This window comes from Sulfobacillus thermosulfidooxidans, assembly GCF_001280565.1.
GTDB lineage: Bacteria > Bacillota > Sulfobacillia > Sulfobacillales > Sulfobacillaceae > Sulfobacillus > Sulfobacillus thermosulfidooxidans_A.
Map to the genome: position 1 here is coordinate 475,162 of NZ_LGRO01000002.1, position 13,021 is coordinate 488,182.

Annotated in this window: 9 protein-coding genes and 1 pseudogene; 3 read left to right on the forward strand and 7 right to left on the reverse strand. The window is 49.4% G+C overall.

Going from position 1 to position 13,021, the window contains the following annotated elements; genetic code table 11:
- Positions 1-263: 263 nt before the first annotated feature.
- A complete protein-coding gene (locus tag AOA63_RS17875; protein ID WP_053961100.1) occupies positions 264-2,279 on the forward strand; it encodes a S9 family peptidase in 2,016 nt (671 codons plus the stop codon).
- Positions 2,280-2,325: 46 nt separating this feature from the next.
- Here AOA63_RS17875 and AOA63_RS17880 read toward each other — a convergent pair whose 3' ends face one another.
- The 7 genes and pseudogenes from AOA63_RS17880 to AOA63_RS17900 form a co-directional block, all read right to left on the reverse strand.
- Complete coding sequence (locus AOA63_RS17880; RefSeq protein WP_053961101.1) at positions 2,326-3,591, reverse strand: MFS transporter; 1,266 nt, start codon at positions 3,589-3,591, stop codon at positions 2,326-2,328.
- 334 nt (positions 3,592-3,925) lie between these two features.
- Complete coding sequence (locus AOA63_RS20630) at positions 3,926-4,081, reverse strand: transposase (protein WP_082344145.1); 156 nt, start codon at positions 4,079-4,081, stop codon at positions 3,926-3,928.
- Positions 4,041-4,178: pseudogene (locus AOA63_RS20635) on the reverse strand (transposase); the annotation flags it as partial. The pseudogene AOA63_RS20635 and the gene AOA63_RS20630, both read right to left, overlap by 41 nt.
- 298 nt (positions 4,179-4,476) lie before the next feature.
- Positions 4,477-5,406, reverse strand: a complete 930-nt coding sequence (locus AOA63_RS17885) for an alpha/beta hydrolase (RefSeq protein ID WP_171822788.1) — start codon at positions 5,404-5,406, stop codon at positions 4,477-4,479.
- Positions 5,407-5,441: 35 nt separating this feature from the next.
- Positions 5,442-6,296 (reverse strand): alpha/beta fold hydrolase, encoded by an 855-nt coding sequence (locus AOA63_RS17890; protein WP_139061696.1) that lies wholly within the window; start codon positions 6,294-6,296, stop codon positions 5,442-5,444.
- Entirely contained in the window at positions 6,290-7,849 is a 1,560-nt protein-coding gene (locus AOA63_RS17895; RefSeq protein WP_053961104.1) for a CAP domain-containing protein, read from the reverse strand. Before AOA63_RS17895 ends, AOA63_RS17890 begins: the two co-directional genes overlap by 7 nt.
- 66 nt (positions 7,850-7,915) lie before the next feature.
- Complete coding sequence (locus AOA63_RS17900; protein WP_020376619.1) at positions 7,916-8,209, reverse strand: metal-sensitive transcriptional regulator; 294 nt, start codon at positions 8,207-8,209, stop codon at positions 7,916-7,918.
- 818 nt (positions 8,210-9,027) lie between these two features.
- Here AOA63_RS17900 and AOA63_RS17910 point away from each other — a divergent pair.
- The gene (locus tag AOA63_RS17910) at positions 9,028-9,630 is read left to right on the forward strand and encodes a pyroglutamyl-peptidase I (RefSeq protein ID WP_171822789.1); all 603 of its coding nucleotides are present in this window, start codon (positions 9,028-9,030) and stop codon (positions 9,628-9,630) included.
- Between the two features lie 170 nt (positions 9,631-9,800).
- Entirely contained in the window at positions 9,801-13,016 is a 3,216-nt protein-coding gene (locus AOA63_RS17915) for a S41 family peptidase (protein ID WP_053961105.1), read from the forward strand.
- The last annotated feature ends 5 nt before the right edge of the window (positions 13,017-13,021 follow it).

The following is a 13,021-nucleotide window of genomic DNA, read 5'->3' on the forward strand; positions in this document are numbered from 1 at the left end:
TCCTTATCATAGACAAATGCAGCGCAAACCCCTTCATCATTTGGTTTTTCTGCCGTGGTCGCCACACTCTTTTTTCCGGTAATATGGTCATGTACCAAAAAACAAATAACCTGGGAAAAATCGGTTATGGTGTTTCTTTAAGGTGTATTGAGAAACATTCTGAGTCCTCCCCTATAGCGACGAGATCTTCCCACTTAGGGCAGGACCAGGCCATAAGGATAAAGCCCGTTAATAACAGCCAATATTGGGAGGCATCATAGAAGATGAGAACCATAGCAGGCGACGACCTGTTTCGTTTTAAATTAGGCGGTGATATTCAGATTTGTCCCGGTAGGAAACTTGCCGTCTATGTGGAAAATCAGGCTGATCGCAAAACTAACAGTTATCATACCCGGCTCATAAAAATTTGGCCGGGCGAAAAACCCGAACCCTTTACACAAGGTCCGCATGATCAAGCGCCCCAATTTTCGCCCGATGGCGAGTGGCTTGCCTTCATATCCAAGCGCAGTGGACAAAAACAAATTTGGATTATGTCTACCGCAGGCGGAGAAGCCCAACAAATTTCCCATATTGATGGCGGCATTGAGTCCTTTATTTGGGCGCCCGATTCCCGCACCCTCTACGCCACGGCGCTGTTAACCGATGCCGGTATTGTGGATGAGACCGCTACGGATAATGACGACGACTATGTAAAATTCAATAAAGATGTTAAAGTCATCACGGAATTATCGCATAAAATGGATGGGATTGGATTCTACGGGACAAGACGTCCCCACATTATACGTTTATCCCGTGATGGTGCTAACCCTGTACAGTTAACCTTTGGGCCATACCGCCATAGTCAACTGGCTATCTCCCCTGATGGCCACCAACTATTTTTTAGCTCACGTTATGGCGAAGACTACGACCGCGAATCCTTTGAACATCATATCTATGTCCTCGATGTGTCGGACACACAATCGTCTAAACCTGGAGAACCCCAGCGCGTCTCGCCGCCAGGTCTTAGTGCCGCATCTCCCACCATGCATCCTCATGGCGAGTACCTTTTCTTTATCGGTACACGGACTGAAGATTTGGGATATGACAACCCGTCTTTATATGTCGTCCCCTTAACTCATCCGGATCAAATCCACATGATTGCGCCGTGGTGGGACCGGCCCTTTGCTGACGAATCCTTATCGGATATGTTAGGCCCCGCTAGTAACCCCCTGCGCTTTGATGCCGATGGCTCCCATATTTTCTCGTTAACTAGCTATAACGGCACTGTGCAACTGGCTCGCATTGACTGGCAACATGATCAAGTGGAATTACTCACCAAGGGCGACCATGTCTATTACAGTTACGATATCTCCTCCGATGGACAGCTCGCGATCTTGGCGAAAAATTCTCCCACCAACCCTTCACAAATTGAATGGTTGGAATCATCCGCATCGTCTTATGACACCCAATTATTAACGAATCCTAATCAGGAACTATTATCATCTTTAAAGCTTTCAACACCGACACGATTCCATTATCATGCGGAAAACGGTCCGGAAATCGATGGTTGGGTCCTTCCTCCTATCGACCGCGAAGAGGGGAAGAAATATCCGGCCGTACTTGAAATTCATGGCGGGCCCATGATGATGTACGCGGACAGCTTTTTCCTCGAATTTCAGTGGTTGGCCGCTCACGGTTACGGTGTCATTTACACTAACCCTCGGGGTTCCCAAGGTTATGGTCGAGAATTTTGCTTAGCTATTCAACACGAATGGGGAAATCTTGACTATCAGGACATCATGGCAGGGCTTGAGACCGCATTAGCAGAAAACCCTTGGATCGACAAAGACCGCCTCGCTGTGGCTGGAGGCTCTTATGGCGGCTATATGACGAACTGGATTGTTGGGCACACAAACCGGTTTAAGGCGGCTATCACCATGCGTTCGGTGGTCGACTGGAAAGCCATGGTCGGCACCGGAGATGGAGGATGGCACTGGATGCGCCGCGCACATGACCAAAAGCCATGGCAGTCGGATGATCAATGGTATCGTCAACAAAGTCCGATTACTTATGTCGAGAATATCACCACGCCTTTGCTTATTGAGCATCAAGAAGGTGACTTACGTTGCCCAATAGAACAAGGCGAAATCCTGTACACCGCCGTCAAATATCTTAATAAGGCGCCCGTGAAATTCATCCGCTATCCCGAGGAATTTCACGGTATGAGTCGTAATGGCAAACCCTGGCACCGTATCTTTCGCCTCAACAGTTTCACCGATTGGTTAGCCCAATATGTTTAACTTCTATCCTGTGCCCAGCTGGCATTTTACGCAGCTGGGCCCTATCTCATGGAATTTTCTGACAATCATATGCTTCATCTCCCTTGTGGGAGGGATCGACTTGCAAGGTGAGATATATCGCTGCCAACAAAAAACTTACCACCGCAGTGGCGATCCATATCATCCCCAACCGTTCATGATCTAATATGAGAGCAGCCAACAGGGGTGCCAAGGGCGTGCCCAATTGCACAAAGCCTCCGAGAAAGCCAAAGAGACGTCCTCGCAGATTCAAAGGGGTCGCTCGCATAAATAACGTGTTTTTCAAGGCGTTACTGGCGCTGTTCGCGTATCCAGCTCCCATGAAGGCCGCTAGACTCACACCCATGTTTGGAGACAAAACAAATACCATAAAGCACAGCCCTTGAACACACGCAGCACCCGCAGCCGTCGTTTTGACCGGAAAATTCTGAAAGCGGGGCACCGTCATCGCCCCCAGAATCTGCCCGACCGACCACATGATTAAAAATAGGCTATAGCGAAGAGCCGTTGCATGGAAACGGTGTTTGATAAAAGCGGATAAAAGCAAAAAGGACGCCGAAAAAACGATGTTGATCAGGACGCTAGCCGGCGCGAAGGTCATCAGCCACCGCACGCGCCAGAATATCGAGAATTCGGCCAAAAACCGGCGGTTCAGAACATTTTTCGATATGGTTACCGGACTTTCAGCCCGGTTGTGTATCCAGCCTAACAAGAGCGCACTGATGACAAAGGTCGCGGCATCAGTCCACAATACCGCACTGAATCGTAGAGAAGCCATGATTAATCCGCCCAATAATTGCCCGGCAATTCGGCCGGAATGATTGACGGTGGTAATAATCCCGTTACCAGCCAAAAGGTCGTCGGCCTCGACGATCTGTGCCATCAGTGCCATGCGGGCGGGATCATAGACAGCATCTGCTAAAGCGACCATGCCCAAACTCGCGATCCCGATAAAGACGGTGGCATCCATGTTGCAGTGACTGACGCCTAACGCGGCTCCCATCAAGACGATTCCGCGAAACAGGTCAAGAGACATCATGGATCGGCGCAACGGCACGTGATCGGCCACCCATCCGCCTATCATCGTGAGAATCCGCGGAATCATCACAACCAGACCCAGGAGAGGCAGAAAGTGCACATCCAACATGGTAATCCGCCACACCACGGCGACGGAGAGCGCGGCGTCGCCGAGTGTGGAAAAGAAGAGACCCAGTGCAAGTTTGCCGAAATCGTGATTTCTTCTCAGAAGCGCCAATGCGGGATCAGAACGAGTGGCCAAAGGTGTCCACCACACTTTCTCGAGAGACGTTGGGAAACAATCCTTCTTTAATCGTGTTGACACCCCAAGGAACACTGCATCGAGGAACACCCATATTCGCCATAAGCAGTCGGGTGAGGAAATCCCTTGCATGATTCCCGGAACCACGTGAATCACTCAAATGTCAGAAAAGTTCACGCATTACCAAGCCTTTCGGCCGTCTTGACAAACTGGAAAAAATTTAAGGGTGCCGCCTGCCAACTCCCATTAGCAATACGTCTGGAGGCGTAGGCATTCCCTTTGCTAATAATAATTTTATCAGGATGTGCCATTTTACGGCGTTACCCCGCAGGGATCAATGTGGAGTTTCTTACTGTCCGATGTATTGCTTGATGATCGACAGGGAAGATCCCCCAGTCGATCCGGCAAAATAAGTCGGCGACCAGAGGTTCCCGCCCCATAGGCTCGCTCCCTGCGCGGTAGGACTTCTGACGGACCCGGCGGGATGAGACGCGCTGAAGGCGATTCCCCGGTCGAGAAATCACGACCTTAGGCGGGGCAGCGATGAACCCATGTCCATGGTCCCTCTCGCCGTCGAATCCGTCCCGCGGGGCGGTTTTCAACGCTCACGCCTCTTGACGCGCTTTTTGTGCAGATAGCTCATTGCTCCGAGAAAAGAGTGTCGAACTGCCCCTATCGTCACCCTAGACAAGACAGTGGGAAATTACCAAGACCGCGCCGTTATCCGTGCCAGCAACACCAACAGCTCTGATTAAGGCATCGTTACCGTTTTTTAACTGTTTTAAAGCCTTGTGAATCCCATTCATCGTACACAAAGAAGAGCATGGCGATCCTCCTGAGGCCGAACATGATAGCTCTCACACCCCGAAATTTCTGATGAACGATGAGGCCAATAACGTGTCAATGCGGACCCCCTCTCCCATGGGTGGTCTTTAAACTAGGTAGATAGGACGGAGCATACAAATGGCCCCAGCGAGATAAAAACGCATATAAATGCTCAGCATAATCAAATGGGACCACCTTAAATGCCTGAATATGCCCCGCTCCCCGAACAAGCCATAACCTCGCATTGGGATCGGTCTTTTGCGCCTTGTGATACAGGTCCACGGCATTATGAACTGGCACTAAAGGATCTCGCTTTCCCGCAATGATGAGCAACGGGCGATCGCCAAGTTGCCTTAAATGTTGGGCGGGATTGGCATCGTCCAAAGAGAGATGCGCCACACGAGGCAATACCGTCATGAGAACGGGTTGGAATATGCTGCGGGGCAAGTACTGCCAAATCGGCAAATCCTCTTCCAAGTACCGTTTTAAACTATCATAGGGACTATCGGCAATAATTCCAGAAACGTGGGAATTCGATTCGGCCGTCAGAAGGGCTGTGGAAGCCCCCATCGAATAGCCTAATAAAATGATATGACTGCCTGGGGCCAAATATCTGCTGGTATAATCAACCGCCATATTTAAATCTTGCGACTCTAATGCGCCAATCGTCACCATATGGCCTTGTGATAACCCATGCGCACGAAAATCAAAATCTAAGACACTAACTCCCATATCATGAAGAACCCGAATCACAGCCAATAAAGGAATACAAGGTTCGGAGCGGTTGGATGAATAACCATGCGCAATAATAACCGTAACAGAGTGATTCGACGGTTGGGGAATCCACCATCCAGATAGCACTAGGGGATGTCCAAAATGCACCGATTGGTAGGCCATTCCCCAGCCCCAAGGATTTCCCACCACCGGTGACCGTCTGGGATGTAAAAACATCCATCCAGCGACAAGCTCGTATATCGTAGCCACCACAAAAACAACTAACGCCATAATTAGCCCTTTTTTAAGGACACGTGCCATATTCTTCACGATTCTTTTTCCTTATGCTGAATCATTTGATAGGCTTCATTTAATAGCCCGATAAACCTATCGAGATCATAGTCATAGGGAAGATGGCCGGCGCCCGGAAGTACGAGAAGAGGAAATGCCGAACCAATGGCTTCACGCACCTTTGGCAACGGAAACAAAATATCGCGATCCCCATGAATGACCACAGTAGGCACTCGACTCTGAGCAATGTCTTCCACGAAATTCGGTGCAGCATAAAATTCTCGCATCCGAGCCATCTCTTTAGCCCGCCGCCACCCATAGCGCATCCGTTCGCGCGTGATAGGCGGGATCTGGGAAGGATTCAGTCCTAAAGCTTGTAACATCCGGTCCCCATAAAAGTCAAAACTCGTTATCCAAATGCCAATACGGTTAAGCCACGTCCATGGCAAGGTTTTCATAGCATTGTCAGGCGGAAAATAGCCTGCACTCGCCACTAACACTAATCCCCCCACATCTTGGGGATAATGGCTGACCACGCTCCCTGCCACCATCCCACCAAAAGAATGCCCCACCAAAATTGGCCGCACCAGGTGCAACTGTTCTATGAGTTGATGCACTGCTTCCCGAAAATCATCTAACGTCTGCACGAAAGGGGGCAACATGGAATCGCCAAATCCCGGTAAATCCACTGCAAGATATTGTCCGGGCACAGGTCTGCGTACCAATAGATCGGCAAACGCCCACCGTGATGATCCCATGCCGTGGATAAATATCCAGGGTGGGCGTTCACTCTGACCTGGCCACAAGGAATACACCAAGCGAAGAGGGCGATCTCTTAGAAGAATGACCGTCGTCTGTTTTCTTGGATCGGCAAGCACGTTTGTCACCACCAAAATTGCGCACTGTTTCCACTAGCTGTTATGGCTTCAAATATTTCTTTACGAGGCGGTTTGGGGATACGGCACGATACCAAACCTTCACCATTGGTCACTCCCTGTCCCACAACCATGGAATGCTCAGGGGAAACGGCACGATAGATGCGGACCGCTTCCCCTTGAATCGGAACACCACTACCCGCTTTAACCACAGAAATCGTCACGATACCGGATGAACGCGGTTCTACAGCGACTGATTGATCACTACCTCCCGTTGTAAAATGCCAACTTAAGCGGATGGGATGCACACTTTGATTATTAAAATGGGCATTGGCCGTCACCGACACCTGATATTGGCTATCGGGTCGTAGCACCTGAGAAGGAACAATGCCCACCTGATTGCTAGCCATGTCGTGAAGACCCGGTTCATCAACAACCGCCGGGAGTGTGACATTGCCCCATGTAATCTCAGCATGCACGTCACTAAGTTGTTGCACCGTGGGAAAGTCCACGGTAATAGGGTATCCAAATTGCTTTGAAAATCCTCCCACTACCGGGCTCGGACTTTCCATATCTATCCATCCCGTGGGAACTCCATGCTGTCCCGGCGCTGGATAGACCACGGCAAATGGCAATGTGGAGCGGTATCCAAAGCCTAGGTCCATGACCACGGCTCCTGTTGGACCTGTACTTTCGCCTGTTCCCATCGCCACCGCATTAGGGGATAAAATAGACAATCGGTGAAAAACCGTATCGACAAGGTTTTGAATAACCGCAACGGGCGCCATGGGAACACTCCACTCAATACCGACTTCACCATCTAGCGGCGTGGGCCAGCCAAAAGTCATGTCACGGTCCCACGGATTTCGTCCTGTAAAATCAGGTTTGAAAGGCTCTTCAAGATGAAATGACGGGGCATGATAGCCATTTTGCTGCACATAGCGCGCATGAGCGGCAGCAGCCCAAGTCAGTCCCTTGCTCCAGGACACGGGCGCCTCATACAAACGGCTCCGTACAGCATTTAACGCCCTAATAAAATTCTTTTGATCAGCAGTTGCTAAATAAGGCTGGAGACTTTGTTGTTGAGCCGTCGACCACGGCTTGACGGTAATCGACCACGTAGAAAGCGGGGTTTGGAACCCTGGGGTTATAAAACGAACCGTATAACGACCTGGCAATAAGGGTCTCTTCAAGTGAACCCCGACAAATCCATTGGACTCATAGCGCAGTGGGCTCGTGTGGATGAGACCTTTGCTGCCGATAAGTTGTAACTGAAAGTTGTCTGCTTTTAAGATCCCAGGATTATCCCCAATAAACTGAACGCCGACAAATTTCGGTGAACGGATCGCGGTATAGGAATTGGGAATAATTGGGCTAATTGTATTAGCCGATTCATAACCATAATTGGTTTGGGTCGAATCCGGGCCAAATATCGTTGCCGGAGCGGGAAGAATTCCATCCGTTGCTGGCGGTATCACAAAGCTTGTGACGCCGGCATCAAGACGACTACCGCCAAAAGCCAACAATAACACCATAACGATTTTGCCGAGTCGAGGAATTCCAGCCACTCAGTCCTCCTGAAATGTCTTTGCCCTGGTTGAGTTTAGGTCAATTTTCCCGCTATTATTCTAGACCTATAACCGACCTTTCGCATTGAGTTCGGCTAAAATCGCTCGAATCTGTTCCGGATCTAGTGGTCCGGCTGCTTGTTCAATTCCATCTACCACCCCGCATGCGCTAACGACACGAGCGACTTGGCTGAGTGCCCCAGAAATCGCCGCCAATTGAGTCAAAATAGCTTTGCAATCCTCGTCGCGCTCAAGCATGGCCTGGACGCCACGTGCTTGGCCTTCGATCCGACGCATACGGCGTATTAAATCGTCTCGGTCCCAATATTTCGCAATGACAGGGCGTTTTTCTGTGTCCATACTTTACCCCTCACCGCCCTTTGCCGTCTCTAGGATATCCGGCTCATCGTGAAAAAATGCCGTTACATCTTCATATTATATACCCTACCCGGTATGAAGACGAGATACCGGGTGAGGAGCCAATAATTTCAACCTTTTCAGGTGATCTTCTGAAACTTGAAACATCTTTGAAACAACTTCCGTGTTTAATAACATCAACAACCATAGTTATTCATCTATCTCCTAGAAACTCTTGACTGATGAATAGATGACACGGCGTTTGTAAAGTTTAAACATTTTGATTGTGTGTAATAACTGACACGGATTCTTGTGTTTTTTGAAGTGTTCATTTGCATGGTTATTTTCAAGGAGGGGTAATAAGATGCTAACAATTATGATTTGTCCCAAATGTCGGAGACATCCTCTTCGCACGGTCACCAACCATATTTCGGGAGACGTCTACAAAATCTGTGATAATTATCCGATCTGCTCTTATGTCGAGGATCTAGAACCGTGGATTCCGATTGACCTAATTAGCGCCGAACATCCAACACCACCAATGAGTCACACGGCGTAAGTTGCCGTCTGGCGTCCATTTCCATATACTAGAAAAGGGCTTTTGTCGATGAATAGGGAACAGATATAACGTACGGCAGAGTACCCTCCAAATCTGCCGTACATTTTTGCTTTGGACATAGTTTATCAGGATGCGCCGTAAAACCTCGTCGTTCAGGGCAGGAATATCAGGCGCTACCGTGAAGCGGTTATTCTGGGTTCTCCTATTGCTCCATATCCCGGCGGATGATCGCGGAGGTTCAACCAAGAAAGGACGGAATCTTGTGATTTTGGTGACATACTTTGATCCCTTTGGTGGTGATACGATCAATGTGTCCAAAGAAGTTGCCACCCGTCTTCCCCAGCGCGATTATATTGTCAGTGCTGAACTGAAAACCAGTAAGCGCGACGTGGAACAACAAATTCCTGAATTGATCGCCAAAGTGCGTCCCGATGCCATTTTGGGTTTAGGACAGGCCGAAGGCCGTGTCGTACCAACTCTGGAGCGTGTTGGCATTAATCTGATTGATAGCCGTATCGAGGACAACCGACATGAACAATATCATGATGAGATGATTAGACCAGACGGTCCCCCGGCATATTTTAGTACGCTTCCCGTCCGTCGGATTGTCGAGACCGTTCACCAACACGGTTTGCCCATCGAATTGTCCTTGTCAGCGGGAGCGTTTATGTGCAATCAGGCTTTATATCTTATGCGTCATAGCGCAAAGGACATCCCGGCAGGATTTTTGCATTTGCCTCTCTTACCTAGCCAAGCCGCCTCAAGACGGCATATGCCAAGTATGGGATTAACGGACCAAATTGCCGTGGTCAGTATCGTCTTGGAAACCATTTGGCTATGGCTACAAGAAGAGGAGTCCCGGTGACAGTCCCCAGGCGCGTAGGTCCTCTCTTCATCTGCCGCACGAGGGAGGAGGACCATCACAGGATCGATCTTTAAGCATCTCAGTATGTCTTTTTTCCCTATAACAAAAACTGGACATAACCGATACGGAAATTGTCCGGGTTTCAAACGGCTCAATTAAGGAGGGTCATTATGGGTATTGCCGGTTATTATCGGTATCCAACCATTGCTCAACATCACGTCGTTTTTGTTTCCGAAGATGATTTATGGACCGTAGACCAGGATGGAGGGGTGGCAAGGCGGCTCACTGCAGGATGGGGCTCGGCAACTCGTCCCCTATTGTCACCCGATGGGCAATGGATTGCCTTTGTCGGCCGCGAAGAAGGCGACAATGAAGTCTATATCATGCCTCAGGAAGGCGGAGAAGTCACCCGCTTGACATATTTAGGCGCTAACACACAACCCGTCGCCTTTCATCCTGACGGTTCCCTCATTATTTCATCCAATGCGGGCCAGCCCTTTCGTTCACTGTTCATGCTTTATCGTCTCCCTTTAAGTGGCGGCGAGCCTGAACCGATGCATTGGGGCCCAGCTAACAACATTGCCTTTGGGCCGGATCAAGGCGTGGTATTAGGACGTAATACCGCAGATCCTGCCCGATGGAAGAGGTACCGGGGCGGAACACGCGGTCAATTATGGATCGATCAAGACGGAAGCGGCCACTTTGAGCGCTATGAAGGGGTCAATGGAAATTTTGCATCCCCTATGTGGATTAGAAACCGTATTTACTTTATTTCTGACCATGAAGGTTATGCCAATATTTATTCGATTGAGCCAGATGGTCGCCATTTAGAACGCCATACCGACCATGAAACCTATTACGTACGTAATGCCTCCACAGATGGTCATTTTATTGTCTATCATGCTGGTGCTGACTTATATGTCCTCGATCCTCTAAGCGGTGAGAATACCCGTTTGGCTATTGAATATTACAGCCAAAAAACCCAAGTCGAACCCTATTATGCCAAGGCTCAAGATTATTGGACGGACTATGCGTTAAATCCTTCGGGAGAGAAAGTACTCATCACCACCCGTGGTAAGCTTTTTCAAATGGGTAACTGGGAAGGACCCGTCGAACCTCTAGGCGCTCTCGAAGGAGTGCGGTACCGGTTAAGTCAGTGGATACCAGGCAGTGATCAGGTCTTGACCATCTCTGATGATGGCGGTGAAGAAGGGCTCGAATTACTGGACCCAAAAACCCATTCCCGCACGCGATTTCCCGGCAGCATTGGCCAAGCTACGGCATTGAAAGTCTCGCCCGATGGCCAGTTTGCTGTCATAGCCAATCAACGCCATGAATTATGGCTAGCGGATTTAAAGGCTTTTACCTTATCTCAAATTGATGGGTCGATTTATGGTCCGGTTCGCGGTATCAACTTTTCCCCCGACAGTCGCTGGGTCGCTTATGGATTGCATCAATCTTCCAAAACCTGCGCCATCAAAGTGTATAATTTGATTAGTCGCGAAAGCCAGTGGATCACGCGCCCCGTTCTGATTGATTCCGACCCGGTTTTTGATCCCGCTGGACGATTTTTATATTTCCTGTCCCACCGAGTTTTTGATCCGGTGTACGATAATCTGCGTTTTGATTTGGGTTTTCCAAATGGCATGCACCCTTATCTCATTCCTTTACAAAAGGAACAACGTTCACCCTTCATGCCAGAGCCACGTCCTGTCGTGGACACCAATGACAAATCCGAGACGGAGGGGTCTGATGCCAACAAACTGGTCACTATCGATTTTGAAGGGATATTAGACCGGGCTGTGCCCTTTCCCGTGCAAGAAGGGCTGTATCGTCAGTTAGAAGCCGGCCCCGATAAAGTGTACTGGACCACGGTGGAACCTCACGGCAGTTTACATACCTCATTTTATGACGGTGAATCATCCCAGGCGACTCTTCACGAATATTCCTTAAAAGACTTGAAGGAGGAGGTATTAGGCTCTCACATCACCAGTTTTTCGCTCAACGCCCTCCGTAACACTATGGCTATCCGATTGGGCAAAAAGCTGCGAATTGCCAAAGCCGGGGACAAACTGGATGAGAAAGCATCGACAAAACCGGGACGGGAAACAGGCTTCGTTGATTTTCAACGTATCTCATTATTTGTTAACCGGCGCGCAGAATGGGAACAAATGTTGCGTGAAGCCTGGCGGCTTATGCGGGACAACTTTTGGTCTGAATCGATGTCGGGCATTGATTGGGAACAAATTTTTCACCGATACCAAATTCTACTTCCGCGAGTGGCCACCCGCTCCGAATTTTCCGACTTAGTCTGGGAAATGCAGGGCGAATTAGGCACATCCCACGCCTATGAAATCGGTGGCGATTATCGCAAAGAACCTAGTAACCGAATTGGTTTCTTAGCTGCCAAATGGCGTTGGGTTCCGGAATTTAATGGCTATCAAATCATTGCGATTGCACGGGGCGACAGCACCACTGAGGGGGAAAACTCTCCGTTATTGGCGCCTGGTATCGACATTCAAGAAGGCGATATTGTCACCATGGTAGACAACAAGCCATTAGATCCCACATTGCCTCCCGAGGCGCATTTAATCAACAAGGCAAAACAAGCCGTACGCCTGAGTTATATTCGGCCAGGTGACAGGGTTCTTAAAACCGCCGATGTCCTTGCGTTACCTCAAGAAATGCCTGTCTATTATCGACAATGGGTCAATAATAATCGCGAAAAGGTGCATCATGCCTCTTCAGGGCGGCTAGGGTATGTGCATATTCCTGACATGGGTCCCCGCGGATTCGCCGAATTTTACCGCGCTTACCTTAAAGAATCGGAATATGAAGGGCTCATTGTAGATGTACGCTTCAACGGCGGCGGACATGTTTCGCAGTTGATTTTAGAAAACTTGCAACGCCAGCGTCTGGGCTATGATGTGCCCCGTCATGGTCAGCCGGAACCTTATCCGCAAGACAGTATCTTGGGCCCTATTGTGGCCCTCACCAATGAATATGCGGGATCTGACGGCGATATCTTCTCGCATTCCTTTAAGCTGATGGGAATCGGTCCCTTAGTCGGACAACGAACCTGGGGCGGGGTCATTGGCATATGGGCCCGGCACCGGTTAGTCGATGGCAGTATTACGACGCAACCCGAATTTTCCTTTTGGTTTAAAGATGTGGGTTGGGGAGTTGAAAATTATGGGACAGATCCTACGATTCCCGTAGAAAACCGTCCTGAAGACTACCATAATGGTTATGACCGCCAGCTCGATCGGGCCATTGCTGAGGGCATGCGCCTGCTCACTGAAAATCCCCCCGCGATGCCGGATTTTAGTCAAAAACCGGTATTGACGCCAGGACATTTACCACCGAGACCCCAAAGCCGAGCTTAAGCTCG

What these genes read in the sequence shown, in the direction of transcription:
- AOA63_RS17915 (WP_053961105.1), top strand. Translation starts at nt 9,801, where the DNA reads ATGGGTATTGCCGGTTATTATCGGTATCCAACCATTGCTCAACATCAC.
- AOA63_RS17885 (WP_171822788.1), bottom strand. Translation starts at nt 5,406, where the DNA reads ATGGCGTTAGTTGTTTTTGTGGTGGCTACGATATACGAGCTTGTCGCT.
- AOA63_RS17900 (WP_020376619.1), bottom strand. Translation starts at nt 8,209, where the DNA reads ATGGACACAGAAAAACGCCCTGTCATTGCGAAATATTGGGACCGAGAC.
- AOA63_RS17875 (WP_053961100.1), top strand. Translation starts at nt 264, where the DNA reads ATGAGAACCATAGCAGGCGACGACCTGTTTCGTTTTAAATTAGGCGGT.